Annotated in this window: 17 protein-coding genes; 7 read left to right on the top strand and 10 right to left on the bottom strand. The window is 62.5% G+C overall.

Features of this window, described 5'->3' with window-relative positions; translation table 11 throughout:
- The first annotated feature begins 30 nt into the window (after positions 1-30).
- Positions 31-1,167: a hypothetical protein gene (locus GHT07_RS18755; RefSeq protein WP_153586631.1), complete on the top strand. Its 1,137-nt coding sequence runs from the start codon at positions 31-33 to the stop codon at positions 1,165-1,167.
- A 3-nt stretch (positions 1,168-1,170) separates the two neighbouring features.
- Here GHT07_RS18755 and GHT07_RS18750 read toward each other — a convergent pair whose 3' ends face one another.
- The 3 genes from GHT07_RS18750 to GHT07_RS18740 are packed head-to-tail and all read right to left on the bottom strand — an operon-like array spanning position 1,171 to position 4,123.
- Positions 1,171-2,058 carry a sulfurtransferase gene (locus tag GHT07_RS18750; protein WP_153586630.1) on the bottom strand — a complete coding sequence of 296 codons (888 nt, stop codon included), beginning with the start codon at positions 2,056-2,058 and terminating at the stop codon, positions 1,171-1,173.
- 11 nt (positions 2,059-2,069) lie between these two features.
- Positions 2,070-2,969, bottom strand: coding sequence for a DMT family transporter (locus GHT07_RS18745; RefSeq protein ID WP_153586629.1), 900 nt, complete (start codon positions 2,967-2,969; stop codon positions 2,070-2,072).
- Positions 2,969-4,123 carry an aromatic ring-hydroxylating oxygenase subunit alpha gene (locus GHT07_RS18740; RefSeq protein WP_153586628.1) on the bottom strand — a complete coding sequence of 385 codons (1,155 nt, stop codon included), beginning with the start codon at positions 4,121-4,123 and terminating at the stop codon, positions 2,969-2,971. The genes GHT07_RS18745 and GHT07_RS18740 overlap by 1 nt, the downstream gene beginning before the upstream one ends.
- Positions 4,124-4,403: 280 nt before the next feature.
- Here GHT07_RS18740 and GHT07_RS18735 point away from each other — a divergent pair, with 280 nt between their 5' ends.
- The 4 genes from GHT07_RS18735 to GHT07_RS18720 all read left to right on the top strand — a co-directional run bounded on the left by GHT07_RS18735 (position 4,404) and on the right by GHT07_RS18720 (position 8,639).
- The gene (locus GHT07_RS18735) at positions 4,404-4,631 is read left to right on the top strand and encodes an exodeoxyribonuclease VII small subunit (RefSeq protein WP_153586642.1); all 228 of its coding nucleotides are present in this window, start codon (positions 4,404-4,406) and stop codon (positions 4,629-4,631) included.
- A complete protein-coding gene (locus tag GHT07_RS18730) occupies positions 4,616-5,521 on the top strand; it encodes a polyprenyl synthetase family protein (RefSeq protein WP_323741011.1) in 906 nt (301 codons plus the stop codon). Before GHT07_RS18735 ends, GHT07_RS18730 begins: the two co-directional genes overlap by 16 nt.
- Positions 5,522-7,432 (top strand): 1-deoxy-D-xylulose-5-phosphate synthase, encoded by a 1,911-nt coding sequence (dxs, locus tag GHT07_RS18725; protein WP_153586627.1) that lies wholly within the window; start codon positions 5,522-5,524, stop codon positions 7,430-7,432.
- A gap of 127 nt (positions 7,433-7,559) precedes the next feature.
- Entirely contained in the window at positions 7,560-8,639 is a 1,080-nt protein-coding gene (locus tag GHT07_RS18720) for a TRAP transporter substrate-binding protein (protein ID WP_153586626.1), read from the top strand.
- Positions 8,640-8,824: 185 nt separating this feature from the next.
- On the opposite strand, the gene GHT07_RS18715 is transcribed toward GHT07_RS18720, so the two are convergent.
- Positions 8,825-9,913 (bottom strand): TRAP transporter substrate-binding protein, encoded by a 1,089-nt coding sequence (locus GHT07_RS18715; protein WP_153586625.1) that lies wholly within the window; start codon positions 9,911-9,913, stop codon positions 8,825-8,827.
- A 221-nt stretch (positions 9,914-10,134) separates the two neighbouring features.
- Positions 10,135-11,925: a hypothetical protein gene (locus GHT07_RS18710; protein WP_153586624.1), complete on the bottom strand. Its 1,791-nt coding sequence runs from the start codon at positions 11,923-11,925 to the stop codon at positions 10,135-10,137.
- Between the two features lie 493 nt (positions 11,926-12,418).
- On the opposite strand from GHT07_RS18710, the gene GHT07_RS18705 reads away from it, so the two are divergent.
- Positions 12,419-13,498: a TRAP transporter substrate-binding protein gene (locus tag GHT07_RS18705; protein WP_153586623.1), complete on the top strand. Its 1,080-nt coding sequence runs from the start codon at positions 12,419-12,421 to the stop codon at positions 13,496-13,498.
- Between the two features lie 116 nt (positions 13,499-13,614).
- Positions 13,615-15,549, top strand: a complete 1,935-nt coding sequence (locus GHT07_RS18700) for a serine hydrolase domain-containing protein (RefSeq protein WP_153586622.1) — start codon at positions 13,615-13,617, stop codon at positions 15,547-15,549.
- Positions 15,550-15,585: 36 nt separating this feature from the next.
- Here GHT07_RS18700 and GHT07_RS18695 read toward each other — a convergent pair whose 3' ends face one another.
- The 5 genes from GHT07_RS18695 to GHT07_RS18675 form a co-directional block, all read right to left on the bottom strand.
- A complete protein-coding gene (locus tag GHT07_RS18695) occupies positions 15,586-16,059 on the bottom strand; it encodes a hypothetical protein (protein ID WP_153586621.1) in 474 nt (157 codons plus the stop codon).
- The gene (locus GHT07_RS18690; protein ID WP_153586620.1) at positions 16,056-17,279 is read right to left on the bottom strand and encodes a cytochrome-c peroxidase; all 1,224 of its coding nucleotides are present in this window, start codon (positions 17,277-17,279) and stop codon (positions 16,056-16,058) included. The genes GHT07_RS18695 and GHT07_RS18690 overlap by 4 nt, the downstream gene beginning before the upstream one ends.
- A gap of 30 nt (positions 17,280-17,309) precedes the next feature.
- On the bottom strand, positions 17,310-18,050 hold the full coding sequence (locus GHT07_RS18685) for a carbonic anhydrase family protein (protein WP_153586619.1): 741 nt from the start codon (positions 18,048-18,050) through the stop codon (positions 17,310-17,312).
- 744 nt (positions 18,051-18,794) lie between these two features.
- Positions 18,795-19,688 (bottom strand): hypothetical protein, encoded by an 894-nt coding sequence (locus GHT07_RS18680; RefSeq protein WP_153586618.1) that lies wholly within the window; start codon positions 19,686-19,688, stop codon positions 18,795-18,797.
- 344 nt (positions 19,689-20,032) lie between these two features.
- Positions 20,033-20,527 carry a hypothetical protein gene (locus GHT07_RS18675; protein WP_228488441.1) on the bottom strand — a complete coding sequence of 165 codons (495 nt, stop codon included), beginning with the start codon at positions 20,525-20,527 and terminating at the stop codon, positions 20,033-20,035.
- Positions 20,528-20,546: the final 19 nt, after the last annotated feature.

Below are 20,546 nucleotides of genomic sequence, written 5' to 3'. Positions count from 1 at the left end.
ATCCATATGCCGCAGCCCGCTGCGCAGCCCATGAACTTGCCGCAGGAGCGTTCGCAGGCGTCGATTGGCCCCGGCGAGTCACCCACTCTGAAATTGGGCGGGCCTTCGTTGGCTGGCGTGTTGCGTTTTGTGATCGGCTGCGCCGGCACAGCCGCGGCAGCCGGCCAAGCGGCGACTGACGTGTCTGATGTCAGCGGAATCCGGTGGCTGGCCGGCGGCGCACTGCAGCTATGCGCAACGAATGTCGGTATCGGCGACGGTCATAGGGATCTTGACGCCGCACTTGCTGCCCTGGAGGGCGCCGAAGCAATGGCCGACGTGATGCCCGACGAGCCATGGGTCATCAAGTTCGAAGGCGGATTCACCGCAGAGCAAACCGCATCCGGCGTCGAGGCGCGCGAGAGGGCCACCCGGGCGGATCGCACAACGAGAGCGCAGGTGCTTGCGTCGACGCTTCAGAGCCGGCGTGTGGGGATCACTGCTGACCACATCCAGTGGTACACGAATGCGTTCATGCACGAGTCGGCCAACTTCACCTTTGTGAACTTCTGGGACACGCAGGGTGCTGATGTCGCCGAGCTTGTCGCTTCGACGGAACGCTCCCTGATCATTCTCGGTACCGCGCATTGGTTAGACCGGATCATTGGCAAGAATCTGGGGGCACGTCCGTATCTTGGCGGCTTCTCCTACAACCCGCGCACAGGTTCAAAGCGGAATGTGTATGACTATCCGCCGAACATACCGACTGCTGTGCCGCCGCAGACGCCTGCCAGCCAGCGCGCCACCTACGATCTGTACCCCAAGTTGCCGGGCACGATCCTGTTCATTCCGAAGTCCTATTTCGGCAGCGGCCAGCTGTTGGCGGCCTATAAGCCAGCGCCAAACTCTGGAACGCGAGACGAGCCGGGCCAGTACACCGCGGATCATCTCGTCAATGAATTCGCGAAGTTCTTCAACGAGAAGCAACATCCTGTCATGGAAGTGCCCTTCGCTGGTCACTATCGTTCAGTCGCTGTGCTTCCGCCGGAATGCGCGCCGTACATGCAAGAGTTTCAAACGGCCATTCCAGGCTCGGTACTGTACTGGGCCGGGCCAAAGGAAAGCAATTCGGACGAAAACAATTCGGCGGCGGCTGCATTGTCCGGCGACAGCCGCGGCGAACTCTAGGGCTCAGCCCTTTTCGACCGGGCGCGAAGGGTCAGCGCACCACTCGCTCCAACTGCCGGCAAAGAGCGCAGTGGGTGCGTAACCCGCGAGTTCCATCGCGATGACGTTGGGCACGGCACTCACGCCGCTGCCACAGTGATGCACGACTGACGATGCGTCTCGCCCTGCGAGCAGCGCTTCAAATTCCTGCTTCAGCACGGCCGCCGGCTTGAACTTGCCGTCAGGGCCGATGTTGCTCGTGAACGGCCGATTGAGCGCGCCGGGAATGTGGCCTGCAACGGGGTCGAGTGGTTCGACCTCGCCTTTGAAGCGCGGTGCGCCGCGAGCGTCGATCAGCGTCTGCGAGGTGCTGGCAAGCCCACGCTCGACGTCCTGCACTGTTGCGAGCAGGCGCAGGGGCGCGCGCAGCTCGAAGTTCGACTGGAAGTGCGAAGGCTCCTGCCGGTCTGTCACCGCACCTCCAGCCGCTTGCCAGGCCTGCAGCCCGCCATCGAGCACAGCCACGTTGTCGTGGCCAGCCCACTTCAGCATCCACCACAGGCGGCCGCAGTAGTTGGCGTTGTTGCGGTCGTAAACCACGGCCTGCATGTCGTTCGTGAAGCCCACGCTCGACAGCCACATGGCGAACTTTTCGCGGCTGGGCAGCGGGTGGCGTCCGCCTGAAGGTGAATCAGTATGCGGGTGAAGCTTGCCGGCGGCGTCGAAGGTGCCTTTGTCGCTCAGCGCTGTATCGAGGTTGGCATACACCGCACCAGGGATGTGTGACGCGCGATATTGCTTTTCGCCTTCCGCCGGGTTCATCAGGTCGAAGGTGCAGTCAAAGACCATGAGCCGCGCCTTGGCAGATTGCAGGGCCAGCAGTTGTTCGGCAGAAATGAGCGTGGTGTACATGGCAGAAATTATCAGTGTTCTTCGGCGGGTGCGTTGGGTGCAGCGCGTGAGCGCAAGACGGTGGCCGCGATGCCGCTCGCGACGATCAGCGCCATGCCGGCCCAGCCCAGCAGCGTGATCGCGTCGCCAAAGAGCGTGACGCTGTAGATCGCACCGAACACGAGCCCGAAATACTGCAGGCTTGCGACGACCAGTGTCGGGCCTTTGCTGTAGGCGCGCGTCATGCACAGCTGGCCCAGCGCAGCGAGCACGGCAATCGGCACGAGCCACATCGCGTGCGCCCAGTTCCATGGCGACATGCCTTCGACCAGCATGCCCAGCGCACCGCCGACAGCGGAGCCCATCGCGAAGTAAAACACCGTGCGCGTCTCAGGCTCGCCCGCCTTGCCAAGCGCCATGACCTGCATGTAGGCGAAGGCTGCAGTCAGGCCTGACATGAGGCCGATCAGCCCGGCGAAGAGCTGGTTTTGCGCAATGGTCGGCCGCAGCATGAGGATCACGCCGGTAAAGCCCGCCAGCACGGTGAGCACCAGCGCGCCCTGGCGCAGCGGCGAGCCGCCGGCCTGCCTCGGGTCCCAGTTCATGAGCGCGCCACCAATGAGGAAGGCAGCGACCCACACACTGCTCATGTAGTTGAGCGTCATCGACGTGGCCAGCGGCAGGAAGCCGATCGAATAAAACCACGCGCCCAGGGAGATCACGCCGACCAGGCTGCGCCAGGCGTGCATGGCGGGGTAGCGAGTGGCGAGCGACTGCCGCTGGTAGCGGGCGATCGCCCACAGCAGCAGCATGCCGAGCACGCCGCGCCAGAACACAAGCTCGGAGCTGTGGAACCACTGCGAGGCGAACTTCACGCAGACGGCCATCGTCGCGAAGAAGAACGACCCCGCGATCATCCAGAGCGCCTGCATCAGGCGAAGTTCATGCGGCCCCGATACCACTCGTGAAAGTGCTGCATGCCGTCTTCCATCGGGCTTTGGTAAGGGCCGAATTCATCGTCGCCGCGCATCATGAGCGCGTGGCGGCCGGCATCCATGCGCAGGGCGATCTCGTCGTCTTCCACGCAGGTTTCCATGTAGGCCGCCTGCTGCGCCTCGACAAAGTCGCGCTCGAAGGCAGCGATTTCCTCGGGGTAGTAGAACTCGACCATGTTCATGGTTTTCTGCGGCCCCATCGGGTGCAATGTGGACACGGTGAGCACATGCGGGTACCACTCGATCATGATGTGCGGGTAGTACGTGAGCCAGATCGCGCCGTACTTGGGCGGCTGCCCATTGCGGTAGCGCATCAGCGCCTTTTCCCAGCGCTCGTACACCGGGCTGCCCGCCTTGCCCAGCCGATTGGCGACACCCACCGTCTGCACTGAATAGTTGTCGTTCAGCTCCCAGCGCAGGTCGTCGCAGCTAACCATGCTGCCCAGGCCCGGATGGAACGGGCCCACGTGGTAGTCCTCCAGGTAGACCTCGATGAAGGTCTTCCAGTTGTAGTTGCACTCGTGCATCTCGACGCGGTCGAGCACCATGCCGGTGAAGTCGAGGTCAGCGCGCGGGCCGAGGCCGGCGAGATCAGCGGCGACGTCGGTGGCACTGCCGCCTGCGTCCGTGCGCTGCTGCTCGAAGAGCAGGCCGTTCCACTCTTGCAGCGGATAGTTGTTCAGGTTCAGGCAGGGGTCTTGCGCAAAGTGCGGGGCACCCAGCAATTTGCCTGCGGGTGCGCCTGCGCCGCCGCTGTAGGTCCAGCGGTGCAGCGGGCACACGATGTTGCCGCCGGACGATGCGCTGCCTTGCAGCGAGCCGCGGCCCTGCAGGATGACGGCTTGGCGGTGGCGGCACACATTCGAGATGAGCTCGACGCCGCGCGGCGTGCGCAGCAAGGCGCGGCCTTGCCCTTCTTGCGGCAGTGCGTAGTAGTCGCCGGTGTCCGGCACGCTGAGCTGGTGCCCCACATAACGGGGCCCGCGCTGGAAGATGAATTCCTTTTCGCGCTGGAAAAGCGCTTCGTCGAAGTAACTGGAAACTGGTAGTTGGCTTGCGGCCTGCTGCAGTTGAAGACTTAAATCAGACATGGGTGACCTGACCTAGAGACTCCCCCTATTAAGGGGCAGGGTAGCGCTGACGTTTTGAGGTCCGATGGACCGTGGACTGGCGCGGCGAGGAGAAAAGAGCGAGGGAAATAAAAAACCGGGCCTGAACCCGGCAATCATGGGAAGCGGATTGTACCGCTGGGGGTCACTTGGGGCCACCTCGGCCGCAATCAAGCACAGCCGTGGGGCGCCTGCGGCGCGCGGGTGCTGCCGGGCGCTTGCGCAAAGCCTAGAATTCATCGTTTCCACCGTCATCAATTACATGCCCAAGGCGCCATTGACCACCCCCGCCAGCTACGAGGCCGCACTCGAAGAGCTCGAGCAACTCGTCGGCCTGATCGAGTCGGGGCAGCTGCCACTGGAGCAGCTGCTCACCGGCTACCGCCGGGGTGCCGAGCTGCTGCAGTTCTGCCGGGACAAGCTGCAGGCCGTGGAGCAGCAGGTCAAAGTCCTCGACGAAGGGGCGCTCAAGCCGTGGACACCCGAGTGAAGCAGGCATTCGATCTGGCCGCCTGGAGCGCCACACGCCTCGCGCAGGTGGAGTCCGCGCTGTCTGAATGGGTCGTTGCCCATGCACCGGCTGGTCTGGGGCAGGCCATGCGCTACGCGGTGCTCGATGGCGGCAAACGCCTGCGGCCGCTGCTCGCCCTGGCCGCTGCCGAGGCCGTGCACGGCAACGAGGCCGCTGCCATGCGTGCGGCATGCGCAGCAGAATTGATCCACGCCTACTCGCTGGTCCACGACGACATGCCCTGCATGGACAACGACGTGCTGCGCCGCGGCAAGCCCACCGTCCACGTGAAGTTCGGCCAGGCGCAGGCGCTGCTTGCCGGTGACGCCTTGCAGGCGCTCGCCTTTGAAATCCTCACCCCTGACGACGCATCCGTGCCGCTGGGCATGCAGGCGCGGCTGTGCGGCCTGCTGGCACGCGCGGCCGGCCATGAAGGCATGGCCGGCGGCCAGGCGATTGACCTGGCCAGCGTGGGCCTGGCCCTGTCGGAGCCTGAACTGCGCGCGATGCACTGCCGCAAGACCGGCGCGCTGCTCAAGGGCAGCGTGATGATGGGCGCGGCCTGTGGCGAGCCAGGTTCGGTCGCACGCGATGCACTCGCGGCCTACGGCGCCGCCATGGGGCTGGCGTTCCAGGTTGTGGATGACATCCTTGACGTGACGGCCGATTCCGCGACGCTGGGCAAGACCGCCGGCAAGGATGCCGCGCAGGACAAGCCAACTTACGTGTCGCTGCTGGGCCTGCCGCGTTCACAAGCCTATGCGCGCGAGCTTCTCGATGAAGCGCTCGCAGCGCTTGACCGCAGCCAGCTGGCCGACACCACTTCCCTGGCCGCACTGGCACGCATGGTCGTGATCAGGGAGAACTGAATGTCATTGCTCGAAACGATCCACGATCCTGCTGACCTGCGCAAGCTGCCACGCAACCAGCTCGCGCAGCTGGCCTCAGAGCTGCGCACCTACCTCATCGAAAGCGTGTCGCAAACCGGCGGCCACCTCAGCTCCAACCTGGGCACGGTGGAACTCACGATCGCGCTGCACTACGTCTTCAACACGCCATACGACCGCATCGTGTGGGATGTGGGCCACCAGACCTACCCGCACAAGATCCTCACGGGCCGGCGCGACCGCATGCCCTCGCTGCGCCAGCTGGGCGGCCTGTCGGGCTTTCCGCAGCGCACCGAGAGCGAGTACGACACGTTTGGCACCGCGCATTCGTCCACCAGCATTTCGGCGGCACTCGGCATGGCCGTGGCCGCCAAGACCAAGGGCGAAGACCGTGAAGTGATTGCCGTGATCGGCGACGGCGCGATGAGCGCGGGCATGGCGTTCGAGGCGCTGAACAACGGCGGCGTTGCCGAGTGCGACCTGCTGGTGATCCTGAACGACAACGACATGTCGATCAGCCCGCCGGTGGGTGCGCTCAACCGCTACCTCGCGCAGCTGATGAGCGGGCAGTTCTACACCAACGCCAAGAACGTCGGCAAGAACGTCCTCAAGGTTGCGCCGCCCCTGTTCGAGCTGGCCAAACGCATCGAGGAACACGCCAAGGGCATGGTCGTGCCGGCCACGCTGTTCGAGAAATTCGGTTTCAACTACATCGGCCCGATCGACGGCCACGACCTGGATTCGCTGATCCCCACGCTTGAAAATATCAAGCACCTGAAGGGGCCGCAGTTCCTGCACGTCGTCACGAAAAAAGGGCAGGGCTACAAGATGGCGGAGGCCGACCCGGTGGCCTATCACGGCCCGGGCAAGTTCGACCCCGCTGTGGGCCTGACCAAGCCCGCCACACCGCCCAAGCTCACGTTCACACAGGTGTTTGGCCAGTGGCTGTGCGACATGGCCGAGAAAGACTCGCGCCTGGTCGGCATCACGCCTGCCATGCGCGAAGGCTCGGGCATGGTCGAATTCGAACGGCGGTATCCCAAGCGTTATTACGACGTGGGCATCGCCGAGCAGCACTCGGTGACGTTTGCAGCGGGGCTGGCATGCGAGGGCCTGAAGCCCGTGGTGGCGATCTACTCCACGTTCCTGCAGCGCGGCTACGACCAGCTCATCCACGACGTCGCGATCCAGAACCTGCCCGTGGTGTTTGCGCTCGATCGCGCGGGCCTCGTCGGCGCTGATGGCCCCACACATGCAGGCGCCTACGACATTGCGTATCTGCGGTGCATCCCGAACATGAGCGTGGCCTGCCCCGCCGATGAAAACGAATGCCGCAAACTGCTCACCACCGCGTTCGAGCAAGACACTCCCGTGGCCGTGCGCTACCCGCGTGGGTCGGGTGCGGGTGTGCCGATGGAAGAAGGCCTGCAGCCGTTGCCGTTCGGCAAGGGCGAAGTGCGCCGCACACGCATAGCGGCAGCTGGCGAGAGCGGGCCGCAAGGCATCGCGATCCTTGCCTTTGGCACGCTGCTGTACCCCGCGCTCGCGGCGGCCGAACGCCTGAACGCCACCGTCGTGAACATGCGCTGGGCCAAGCCGATCGACACTGAACTGCTGCTGCAAGTTGCCGCCACACATGAAGCACTCGTGACGCTCGAAGAGGGCGCTGTCATGGGCGGTGCGGGCAGTGCTGCGGCTGAAGCGCTGAACGCTGCAGGCCTCGTCAAGCCGGTGTTGCAACTGGGCCTGCGCGACGAATTCATCGAGCACGGCGACCCTGCAAAACTGCTGTCGATGCAGGGGCTGGATGCGGGCGGCATCGAAGCATCAATACGCGCGAGGTTTGGCGATCTCGCCGCGCGGGTTGCACCCACACTCAAAGTGGTGGGATAGGCCCCAAGGCCTGCGCCGCAAGGGAAAACCCCTGAATACCAAAGTGGATGCGTTCCTAGAATGACGCTCGTTGCCAGACGATTGTCGTTTGGCACCGCAGTTTTTTATTCCTATGAGGAGCGCTTCCATGGATCGTAGATCAGTCATCAAGAATGCAGGCCTGGCTGGCGTGCTGGCAGCGGGCGTTGCACCGGCCGTGCATGCACAGGCCGCCATCCGCTGGCGCATTGCCTCCAGCTTCCCGAAGTCGCTCGACACGATTTACGGCGCTGCTGAAGTGTTTGCCGCGCAGGTCAAGGCCATGTCGGGCGGCAAGTTCGACGTGTCCGTGCATGCGGCCGGTGAACTGATGCCCGCATTCGGCGTGGTGGACGGCGTGCAGCAAGGCTCCGTGGAAGGTGCGCACACGGCGCCCTATTACTTCTTCGGCAAGAACGAGTGCTTCGCGCTCGGCTGCGCAATTCCGTTCGGCCTGAACAGCCGGCAGATGACCGCCTGGATGGAGCAGGGCAACGGCATGAAGCTGATGCGCGAGTTCTACGCCGGCTACAACATCATCAACTTCATGGGTGGCAACACCGGTGCCCAGATGGGCGGCTGGTTCCGCAAGGAAATCAAGTCGGTCAAGGACATCAAGGGCCTGAAGATGCGCATCGGCGGCTTCGGCGGCAAGGTGCTCGAGCGTATCGGCGGCGTGCCGCAGAACATCCCCGGCGGCGAAATCTATCCGGCGCTTGAAAAAGGCACGATCGACGCAGCCGAATGGGTGGGCCCGTATGACGACCAGAAGCTTGGCTTCAACAAGGTCGCCCCGTACTACTACTACCCCGGCTGGTGGGAAGGCGGCCCCGAGCTGGACTTCTTCTTCAACACCAAGGCATACGAAGCGCTGTCGGCAGAGAACAAGGCCATCGTGACCTCGGCCACGCACACGGCCCACGTGTTCATGCAATCGCGCTACGACGCGCTCAACCCCGCTGCCCTCAAGCAGCTGGTGGGTGCCGGCACGAAGCTGCGTCCGTTCCCGCAAGACATGATGTCCGCCGCGTTCAAGGAAGCCATGGGCCTTTACGAAGAGCTCAACGCCAAGAACGAAAGCTGGAAGAAGATCTACGCTGACTACAACAAGTTCCGCGCTGACCAGAACCTGTGGTTCCGCTTCACGGAAATGAGCTTCGACCGGTTCATGCAGTCGCAAAAACTTTAACTTTAAAAACGCTGCGCGTTTTTAAAGTTGTCTAGCTAGATAAAAAAACCGGGCGAAGCCCGGTTTTTTCATGGTGTGTCGGCGCTGCACGTTGTTGCGCGGCGACTTTGCCACTGCGTGGGTTTTCTTGCCTTTTCCCCTCCCCTCCGGGGGAGGGCTAGGGTGGGGGCGCGCGGCGGTTGATCTCACCTCTGCTTCGGCGGATTCGCATACTGGAACGTGGCCAGCGTGTGTTCCGCAAACCTGTGCCACAGCGTCACGTCGGCGCGGAACTTGTTCCACGATTCGAAGAGCTTCTTGAACGCGGGGTTCTTCTCCGACTCTTCGGCGTAGAGATCGAACGCGGCGTCTTGCGCGGCTTTCATCAGCTCCGTCGAATACGCGTGCAGCTTCACGCCATTGCCCACAAGCCGGCGCAGCGCCTGCGGGTTCTTGAAGTCGTACTCTGCCATCATGTCAATGTTGGCTTCGGCGGCAGCGGCCTCGAAAGCGGCCTGGTAGTCCTTGGGCAGCGCGTCCCATGCCTTGGTGTTGACATAGAACGAATACATCGAATTGCTCTCCCACCAGCCAGGGTAGTAGTAATGCGGCGCGATCTTGTAGAAGCCGAGCTTTTCATCGTCGTGCGGGCCGACCCATTCGGCCGCGTCGATGGTGCCTTTTTCAAGCGCGGGGTAGATGTCGCCGCCCGGAATGTTCTGCGGCACCGCGCCCAGCCGGGCCATCACTTCGCCGCCAATGCCGGGAATGCGCATCTTCAGGCCTTTGAGGTCTGCCACGCTGCGGATTTCTTTCTTGAACCAGCCGCCCATCTGCACGCCGGTGTTGCCGCCAGGAAAGCTCACGATGTTGAAGTCGCGCAGAAAGTCGCGCACCAGTGAGAGGCCGCCGCCGTAGTACATCCAGACGTTTTGCTGGCGCTGGTTCATGCCGAAGGGAATCGTCGTCTCGAAGCCGAAGGCTTTGTTCTTGCCAACGAAGTAGTAGCTGGCCGTATGCGCACATTCGATGCTGCCTTGCTGCAGCGCATCGACCACGCCGAAGGCGGGCATCAGCTCGCCCGCGGCATGCACCGAGATCTTGAACTTGCCGCCGGTGATCTGGGCGATGCGTTTGGACAGCACTTCCGCGCCGCCATAAATCGTGTCGAGCGACTTCGGAAAGCTCGATGCGATGCGCCAGCGGATATTCGGGCTTGCCTGCGCAAGTGCGGGTGCTGCGATACCTGCGGCGGCCGTGGCCAGCCCGGCACGGATGAAGCGGCGCTTGTCCATGAGAAGTCTCCGGTAGTGAGGTGGGGTGTGATAGTTAGCAAGCTAACAGTAGCAATCCGGATGCCAGTTGCATCACCCCGCACGCGACACCGCATGCACCACTGTGGCATTGGGCAAACACCCGTTTCGCGCCGAAAGTGTGCTGCAGGCTTCAACATGGCGCGCATGCGCACAGTCGCCGCGTCTGCACTCACACTGCGCAGCTCACCCACCCATCGTCGCTACGTTGACCGGGCGCGATGCTTGCCCTCTGCTCGCTCAGTGAATGCATGAATCCTTTGCTTGAGCTCCCGGGTGAACTCGATCTGATAGTCCTCGTTCCACCTGCCGGCGGGAGCTGCCGCGAGGATTGCCTGGTTCCAGCTCTCCGCGTCGATGATCGCGGCGTAGGCGTTGCCTTTTTGACGCGTGTAGTCGGCAACATGCACCGTCGGAGGGGCGGCAGATCTGGGCTGAAATAGCCGTCGCCTGACCGGTATCTCTGCGGAGTGCGCTGTGATGAAGTTGCCAACAGTTGGCTGTCCTTTTGAGTCACGCACCGGCTTTGCGCGTCCGACCTGCCGATCAGCTGGGCCTTGAAACATTTTTGCGATCTCGGGTACAGACGGTACAGGCAGCATCCGCACTGGAGTCGACGAGCTAAACACCTTTGGATCGAAGTCGCGGCGGAGTTCATCGATCAGCTCAGCAATGAGATATTCGCGGGGCTCGCCAAATTGCTCAGGCGTTCGGCGGGTGAGCGTCACGGCCGCCTTCATCGCAAATGTGAAGCACGAGTGGCTATCCGACTGCAGGCCCTGCGACTGCACATACACCTCGGGCGGGGCTGGCAAGGCGGTGATTGCCTTCAGCAGAGCGGACGGCAAGTGCGTTGCGTGCAGCTCAGGCGGCGCAGCGACACGCGGCACGGAGTCCGCGAGCAGGATCGCTTCCTCGTCGCCCTCTCGGATATAGACCACTGAAGCTCCGTGGATGTCGCCGAAGCAGAGTGCTCTGCGGGTGTCGCCGCGCACGCTCCGGGCTTGCTCGATCAGGCCTACGAGCTCGGTGGCCACACGCATGGGGTCGCCGGTATTTAGAACGGTGATGGAGCATCCGTACTTGCGGTTGAAGTAGGCCGCTAGCAGTTGCCTGCCGGTCGCCTCGAGCTGCACGCCGACGTGTACTGCGGGTGCCGTCCGGTCTGGGTAGAAGGGCGCCCAGGACTTGAATGCGCCACCGACGCGCGGATTCAGCGTTGCAGCTATGGGCATGAGGTCTTGGCGTTCCATGTCCTGCAGAACTTGCGCGACGTGAGCGCGCATGTCCGGCACGTCGAAGGGGACCCGGATGTCTTCAGTTCCGGGCACAAGCCCGCACCGCTCGCGCAGCGTTTGCCAGGCTTGGCTGTCCTCAAGCGCTGCGCGGGCCGGCGAAGCCAGGATGAACGGACTCGACAAGAGCGCACCAATGACGGATCGCGCCTCGGTCGCGCTCACCGGTTCAGCCGCAGGAGGCTCTTGCCCAATGTACTTGCCAAGAACTTGCAAAGCCACACCGGGCGCGTTGTGCCATGCGGCGAGGGTGATCAGATGCACGGGCGAGCAGCCAGCCAGCCGCTCCAACGCCGCAAGTTCCTGATCGAGAGTCTGCGCGGTGCCACTCGAGTGGCTGATCATTGCGGCAACCATTGCAGTCGTCGCATCGCCAGGATCAGCTTGCGCAAGTGCCTCCTGCGCGCCAGCTAAATTGCCCAGGAACAGCCGCGTTGCCGCTTTGTCGATGGCGGCATCCCTGTTGGCTCGCTCTCGATCACCCGATGTTGCTGCGCACATCGCGACTGCAATATCAAGTGGTGCATCGGCCTTTGCGAACTGCTGCGCCTGAAGCCACCGTATCGCAAGCAACTGATAGTCCTTGATGGTTTGGGCGCTCACGCTCTCATGCTGAAGCCGCCACTCCAGCACTCGCGCGGCGTCTTCAAACCGGCCGAGGCGAGTCAGCAGTTGCTCCGTGTCCTTCAGGCCTTCCATGTCGAGGGGATGGAAACGCGCTGCCGCATCCAGGGTGACTTCGCGCAGTGCCGCGAGTGGCGCTGAAATCTGCGCGGGTTGTGGTTGCGCAATCGATAGCTGCTGCTCGGGCGCGCTGGCCCCGTGCGTTGAAGATGGGGTTTCAGCAGGCACGGTGGGGCGCAATGCAGCGCCGACAGGCAGGGCCGGCTGCGTAGAGGAGGCGGACATGATGTGAACAGGTGGCGGTGACCCGTTGCGCGGCGCGTGTGTGCGCCGGCCCGGATGACTCGAATACTCCCCACCAGTTCGTCACATCAGCTGCTGGAAAGTTCGTACAGACCAATGGCCCGCAAACGGCCCGAAAACGATCCGCAAATGGCCCGCACGTCACGGTGCGCTCCAAGGCGCCATTGGGGAAAGTCCCGTTTCGCGCCGAAAGTGTGCTGCAAGCTTCAGCATGGCGCATGCGCGCATGATCGCGCCGTCTTCACTCTCACAGCACACCTATCCCATGGATCGTCGCTCCCTTATCAAGCACGCTGGCATTGCCGGCGTCCTCGCCGCAGGCGTTGCGCCTGCCGTTCACGCCCAGCAAGCAGTGCGCTGGCGCCTGGGCTCCAGCTTCCCGAAGTCGCTCGACACGATCTTCGGCGCGGCCGAAGTGTTCGCACAAAAAGTGCGCACGCTCTCAGGCGGCAAATTCGAGATCTCGGTGCACGCAGCCGGTGAAATCACGCCGGCCTTCGGCGTGGTTGACGCCGTGCAGCAGAACTCCATCGAGTGCGCGCACACGGCGCCGTACTACTTCTTTGGCAAGGACGAAACCTTTGCGATCGGCGGTGCGATTCCGTTTGGCCTGAACAGCCGCCAGATGAGTGCATGGACGTTCGAAGGCAACGGCCTGAAGCTCATGCGTGAGTTCTACGCCAAGTACAACATGATCAGCTTTCCGTGCGGCAACACCGGCGCGCAAATGGGCGGCTGGATGCGCAAGGAAATCAAGACCGTCAAGGACATCAAGGGCTTGAAGTTCCGCATCGGCGGCTTCGCGGGCAAGGTGCTTGAGCGCATGGGCGGCGTGCCGCAAAGCATTCCCGGCGGCGACATCTATCCCGCGCTTGAAAAGGGCACCATCGACGCCGCTGAGTGGATCGGCCCGTACGACGACCAGAAGCTCGGCCTGAACAAGGTCGCGCCTTACTACTACTACCCCGGCTGGTGGGAAGGCGGCTTGCAGCTCGACCTGTACATCAACCAGAAGGCGTATGACGCGCTGTCGCCTGAGTACAAAGCCATCGTCGAAGCAGCCAGTGCCTACGCCCACATCGAAATGCAGGCCAGGTACGACGTGAAGAACCCGACGGCGCTCAAGCAGCTCGTTGGCAGCGGTGCCAAGCTGCGCCCGTTCCCGGCCGATGTGATGAACGAAGCGTTCAAGCAGTCGATGGCCCTGTATGACGAGCTGAGTGCGCGCAACGAGAACTGGCGCAAGGTTTACGCCGACTACTCCAAGTTCCGCTCCGACCAGAACCTGTGGTTCCGCTTCACTGAAGCGACGTTCGACAGGTTCATGCAGGCACAGAAGCTGTAAGCGGGTGCCACAGCGGCAGCGCTCAAGTGCGCTGCCGCATGCGTGCAGTCCTCTAGCGGCCGGCACGCATGCTCTAGGATGTGCGTCAAATATGTGCGTCAAATTCTGGAGCCACGATGCGCCGCTTGCTGCTCGCTACGCTTTTACTTTTGCCGCTGTGTGTATTCGCAGACACCACGGCCGGTGGCCATACATTCACGCCGCCGCAGGGCTTCACAAAAAGTGGTGCAGGCCAGCAGGTGGTGCTCACGGCACCGGAAGGCGACTCGACGGTCACCCTGGTTGACATCGCTGGTGCCAGCGACGCCAAAGACGCAGCCGCGCAGGCCTGGAAGACAGCGCAGCCTGCATTCAATCGTGAACTGCGTCTGGCTTCCGAGCGCCCAAGCCGAAGCGGCTGGGTTGACCAGATCGCCTTCAGCTACCACACCGCGCCCAACGAAAAACGCACTGTGCAGGCCATCGCCATGCGTGCGAGCACCGGCGACGGCAAAGCGTGGGTCGTGCTGCTGCTCGATGCCGCCGATGCAACGCTTGAAAAGCGCGGCGCGCCCATCGGCACCTTCTTCGCAAGCCTGCGGCCACGCGGTTACGACCGTGAAAACCTGGCCGGCAAGGCGCCCCACGCGCTTGACCCCGAGATGGTCGAGCAGCTGAAGGCATTCGTGGCCGAAGGCATGAAGCAGCTCGACATCCCCGGCGTGGGCCTGGGGTTTGTGAGCGGTGGCAAGGTGGTGTGGGCAGGCGGGCTGGGCGTGCGTGAACTGGGCAAGCCCGAACGCATCGATGCCGACACGCTCTTCATGGCGGCGTCGAACACCAAGGCGATGACATCGGCGCTGGCAGCGCGCGCCGTTGATGCAGGCAAGCTGCGCTGGGACCAACCCGCCGCGCAGGCCTACCCGCGGTTCCGCCTGGGCGATGCGCAGGCCGGCCGCAGCGTGCAGATACGCCACCTGTTCTGCGCCTGCACCGGCATGCCGCGCCAGGACATGGAATGGATCTTCGCGAGTGGCAAAGCGCCGGCGCGATCCGTGTTCGACCAGCTTGCCGTGATGCAGCCGACCAGCCGCTTCGGCGAGGTCTTCCAGTACAGCAACCTGATGGCCGCTGCGGGTGGCTACATCGCGGCGGACGCACTGCGCCCCGGCAAGGAGCTCGGCGCTGCCTACGACGAAGCGATGCGCGAGATGCTGTTCAAGCCGCTGGGCATGAGCAAAACCACATTCGATTTTGCGCAAGCGCTCGCAGGCAATCACGCGAGCCCGCACGGTGACCGGCTCGATGGCACGACCCAGCTGGCCCGCATGGACTTGAACTACACCATCATCCCGGCCCGCCCTTCAGGTGCAGTCTGGACCACGCCGCGCGACTTGAGCCGCTGGGTGTTGATGGAACTGGGCAAGGGCAACACGCCCGAGGGCCAGCCGCTGATCAGCGAAGCCAACTGGCGCGAGCGCTACCAGCCGCAGGTGGGCGTGAGCGAAGACGTCACCTATGGCATGGGCTTGTTTGTCGACAGGCAGCTGGGCATCACGGTGGTCACGCATGGCGGCGACCTGCTGGGCTTTCACTCCAACATGATCTGGCTGCCCGACTACGGCGTTGGCGTGACGATACTGACCAATTCAGACGCAGGGCAGCAGCTGCGCGGCCCTTTCCAGCGCAAGCTCATGGAACTGCTTTTCGACGCCAGGCCAGAGGCGGATGAGCGCCTTAAGGTGGCCGCAGCCAACCGGCGGGCCGAGTTGGCGAAGCAGCGCGAGTTGCTGACGCTGCCCGTGCCGCCCGCGGCAGCAGCTTTGCTCGCCTCACGCTACCGAAACGCCACGATTGGCTCGATCAGGGTGAGCAAGCGCGCAGGCAAAGTAGTGTTTGTTTTCGACCGCTGGAAGAGCGAGGTCGCGCTGCGCAACAACGTGGATGGCACGCAGAGCTACTTCACGATCGATCCGGGGCCGGGCATCGACTTCCTGCGCGACGCCAAGGCAGCAAAGCCCACGCTGGTTTTGCGCGATGCGCAGCACGAATACCGGTTCGTGGCGCAGTGACGCTTGTCGTTGCCCGCACCTGGCAGTGAGCGCCAGTCAGTCGCACGCAACCTTGCTCGATTCCGAATCCACGTGCACGGTGGCGTTGGCGGGCGCAGGCGTGGTGACCTTGGGCCTTGAGGTGATTGCGAGCGTGTCGCCGCTGATCTTGAATTCGTAGTCGCGGGTGGTTCCTATCAACTGCGTGCTCGCTGTGCTGGTGAGCATGGTTGCAGAATAAACGCCATCGCGCGTGATGTTGTAGCGGTAGGTGGTAACAGTCGGCCTTTGCGAAAAAGCGCAAGTTGACACGAACTCGTCGCGCTTGAACTGCAGGGTGCACTGGCTGCCCGCACTCACGCTCTTTGATCCATCAGCGAACACCTGCGTGATCCGCGTTGCCCGCCAGCAGCCGAGCAGTTCGTCCTGCGGCTCGGCCATCGCCGGCAGCGCCAGTACGGCCAGTAAGGCCACCACATGCAGCACGCGCAGCACACGCACCACAGGCAGCAGAAGGCGCGCTGCGCTCATGAGCGCGATGCTCCGTCGGTGAGCGTGCGCAAGAAGGCTGCGATGTCGCTGATCTCCTGCTCCGTGAGGGCAGGCGCATCGCCAGCCTTGCGATCGAACGGCGCTTGCCGCGTGACGTTGGCGCGCTCGCTGGCAAGCAGGTCGTCGTAGGGTTGCAGGTTGCCCATGGCGTCCACCGGGTACCAAAGCTGCGGATCGGTATCGCGGCGCACGTGGAAGCGGATCGCGTCTTCAAGCACCGAGAAGCTGCCGTTGTGAAAGAAGCGCTGGCGCACCGCCACATTGCGCAGCGACGGCACGCGGAAGCTGCCGCACCACTCAGTGTGTGTCGCAAACCCGGCGCGCGCGTTGCACAGGCCACTGTCGCGAAACGATGCGTCGGCATTTGCAGGGATTTGCGCATTGCGCGGCGCGCCGAGGCTGGCGTAGCCAAAATTGGTGAAGAGGGCGAGCGGCGCATTCTCAGGCCGCGTGCTCGTGTGGCACGAGGCACAGTTGCCTTTGTCTGCACGGTCGAACAGCACATAGCCATTCATTTCTTGCGGCGTGAAGTTGACGGCAAAGCCCATGAACGCATCGAACTTGCTGGTGAACGGCGCGAAGTCCACGTCTTCGACCTGGTAGCGCTCCAGCGCAAACGCGAGGCGATCGAACGCTGCGTCCGCATCGGCAAAAATGCCCGCGCCGAACACGGAGCGGAACTCGTCGGCATACGGCGCGCGCATCAGCTTGTCGATGACGGACTGCACATCGGGGTTAGCGAGTTCAACAGCATTCAGGAACGGGTCACGCGCCTGCGCAGCCAGGCTGTCGGAGCGGCCGTCCCAGAAAAAGCCGCCCGATGGTTTGCCGGACGGATCGACGGTGAACTTGGTGTTGAAGCGCAGGTAGCGCAGCGATGGCGAGCTGCGTGTGCCCGCCTGGTCCATCTGCGGCCCGCCGAACGCCACGGGTGTGTTGAAAGGTGCAGCGTGGCCATTGGCCGGCTCGTGGCACGAGATGCAGGCTTGCTTGCCGGAGGCGGACAGGCCGGTGTCGCGGAAGATCTTTTCGCCCAGCCGCGCTGCGGGGCTCAGGTTGGGGTCGGGCGGTGGCGGTGGCTGCGAGATGGGCGGTGGTAATTGAACACCGCTGCCACCCCCGCAGGCGCAGAGGCTGCACGCCAGCGCCACCAGCATTGCTGCGAAAGAGATTCGCCGCCCGTCGCCTTTGAATTTCATGCGCGGAAGTCTACCCGCGCACGGTGTGCATCAAGCTGCCCAGCTGACCTTGCCCGTGCCCACGTCGTGCATGGCCGACACCACTTTGAGCTTGCCCTGCGCCACCAGTGTGCGCAGCACGTCGCTGCGGGCCAGCAATGCAGCCACAGCATCGACGGCGTTCTGTTCAGCAACGGCCTGCACCAGCCTTTTGTTCTTCGAGTCCTGCGAGCCGGGGATGTCGCGCACCTTGAGCACTGAAGGGCGGATGTTGGCGAGCATCGCCGTGAGATTGCCGAACTGCGCGTTGTCCACCGCGCCCTTGATCGCGCCGCACTCCGAGTGACCCAGCACGACGATCAGTTTCGCGCCCGCGAGCGCCGTCGCGAATTCGAGGCTGCCGATGATGTCCGTGTTGACGAAGTTGCCAGCGACGCGCGCGACGAACATGTCGCCGATGCGCTGGTCGAACACGAGTTCGGGCGCAACGCGACTGTCGATGCAGCCGATCACTGCAGCAAACGGTGCCTGACCTTCGGAAGTGGCCCTGACCTGTGCCATCAAGTCGCAGTTGACCGGCGTGCCGCTTGTGAAGCGCTGGTTGCCCTGCTTGAGCATGGCGAGCGCCTCTTCGGGCGTGATGGCCGCCTGCCGGCTCTTGTTGAAAGTCTGGCACGCAGGCGATGCACCTGCGACAGTGGCTGCGGGCGTGGTGCCCTGGCTGGCACAGCCGCACACAGTGGCGGCTGCAAGGCATCCGGCGGATGCAACAAAGCGGCGACGTTCGATCAAGCGGGCTCCTTGGCGGATAGTGGTCAGGTGCTGGGCTGTGGCCCATCGTAGCGAGCGCTTTGGAGCTTCACGCTTCAAAAAGAGGCGTGGTTTTCACCAGCTATACGAAGGTAAAAACACACAAAGGAATTCGCAGTGCTATTCCTTCAGAGAGCCTGCTACAAGTTCAGAAAAACTCGCCCGACTGTAATTGCAATGTAAGCGACGGTCGCAGCTCCAACTGCAACGAACGCCGTAAGAATTCGGATTTGCACACGAGTCGGAGGGACCATAGGAAGCGTGTGGATCACTTGGACTGGCCCCTCATCGGATTCGAGATGAGTATTTATCTGATTCCACAAGAGCGGCGACTGGTAAACGTAGGAAATAACAACCTGCCGACTGTGGACGAGCAGTGGTATACGAATCTCGCGCCCCCCGCCTTGTATGTCTACTACAGAGTGATCAATGTTCGGTGCGATGCTGTACGCTGGCAAAACACTGTGACCGAGCCGAACGTTCTTTGCTGGCGCACGCCCGTTGTTTCGTAGTACTACGCTGTGAGTATTGATCGCGATTGGAGGGTTCGTGTTGGGCAGCGGTACAGCAGTAGCGTGCTGCAGAAATCCAACCAACTTAGGACGTCGCTCAAACCACTCCTTTACATACGCTCCGACAAAAATCCCGACGATAGGCCCGGCGACCTTCCATACAAGTTCCAAGTCGATCATTGTGTGCCTCCTAGCGAGCGCTTCTATTACTCATTTAGCTCTTTCTTTCCGTGTCGTGGGTTGTGGTCCCTTTTGTGGGCTTGAACAGGCGTGACAAGGCTGCGGTCAACTCGGCTTCGTCCTTTACTGCTTGTGCCATGCGCTCAGCGAGATCGGCCATCACCAAGCGAATACTTGTAGCAAGCTCAAGGCATTCCTCGTCTGACAGCGCGTGAATGCCCTCACTAAGTGCCCCGTGAACCAGTGTGAGCGGATTGTGGCCGTTCACCAAAAGACCCGGTGGAATTCCATGCCGGATCTTTTCAACTCCCTTTGTAAACTGGACTTCGGATTTCGCGAGTTTCAAATCCGAGATCATTTCTGCTGGGCTTCCAACCTTCTCGGCCACCTTAATAACAGCGTCAAAGATTCGATCTTTTTGGTTCTCAATAACGCGGCGGTAGTAGGCGAAGGCTGCGATACCCATGTTTTGCGCTTCGGCGCGACGGCCCTTTAGGAAATACTCGCGATCGGGTCCGAAAAGGGACAGCAGACGCGCGGGAGTTAACGGTCCAAAGGCCGGGAATTCGCCAAGCTTCAGGAATGTGAGTTCTGAATCAGATTTGTCGCCCGAGATTGCATACAGTCTGATCGAATACATCTTTGAAGACTCGCCGCAGTTTCTGCAGACGAACTTCGCATGCAGATGGACTGGTCCGGGCAAACCAAACTTTGGCGCGCTGGTGGGATCGAAGAATCTGCGCCCGTTGCACGACTCTGAAGAACAGTGCAGCTGTATGGCAGGAAAGGTCATCGTGACAGTTCGGAACCCGTCACCGACATAGTTCGTGTCCAAGTCCACTGGAAAGAGCATCAGTTTCCCAGGAGGCGCCAACTCAAAAAAGTCCTGCGCGGTCCCGGTCGCCACGATTGCTTCGCCTTCTTGCATATCGCCTCCGCTCAGAGCCATGGGCCGCCTGTGTCCGAATGTGACGTTGAGTGTATCCGCGCGCATGGCGGAGTCTTGATCGGGCCTGTCAATCTGCAGGCCCCAGGTTCGAGCCCAGTGGCGAGGCGCTAAATCAGTGCGTGAGAGTCACTTTTGGAAGTCCCGTTCGCGGCCATTGTCTTCGCCGAATTCCCAGCTTTGCCATCCAGTGCCACGGACGCTGGGCGGCCAATTCCCGCAGGTAAAGAAGGGAGCCCGGCCTCGTGGCCGGCGGAATGACACGGAGGGAATTGGCCGCCCAGCGTCCGTGGCACCGCCCTGAACAGTCGACGCGGGCAAACCGTTCACATCGCCCGAAACGCCTTCAACTCAGCAACGAGTCTCTCAAACTCCGCGAGCATGCGCGGATCAGCGCAATGGAACACGGCGAACTTGCCCATGAGCGTGCGCACATACAGGCGCGGTGCAATGAGCCACTCAAGCCCCGGTACACGAATGAGCTTGCCGTAAGCAAGCTCGCGCAGTTCCATCTTCTTTTGCCACATCCACGTCTGGCGCAGCTCCTGCGTGTTGAGCGTGGTCACGCTGCGCACCATGCACCACCACGTGTAGATGATCATCGCCAATGCCGCGAGAAACCACGACAGGATCGACACGAGGCCGCCGCTGACTTTGCCAGTCAACCAGAGCTGGATAAACCAGATGACCATGCCGAAGACGAGCGCCGTCACCAGCGCCTTGAATGACCACGAAAAAGCAGGCCCCTCGATGGAGGGGCCGTAGGAGGGAGTGAAGCGAAAGGGCGGCGGCCCTAACGCTTCAACCGGTGTTTCATTCACGTTGCAGTGCCCAACGCCA

Origin of the sequence: Caenimonas koreensis DSM 17982 (genome assembly GCF_009646335.1) — a bacterium.
GTDB lineage: Bacteria > Pseudomonadota > Gammaproteobacteria > Burkholderiales > Burkholderiaceae_C > Ramlibacter > Ramlibacter koreensis.
Note: the sequence above shows the minus strand (reverse complement) of the source record. Positions and strands in the feature narration are given on the sequence as shown.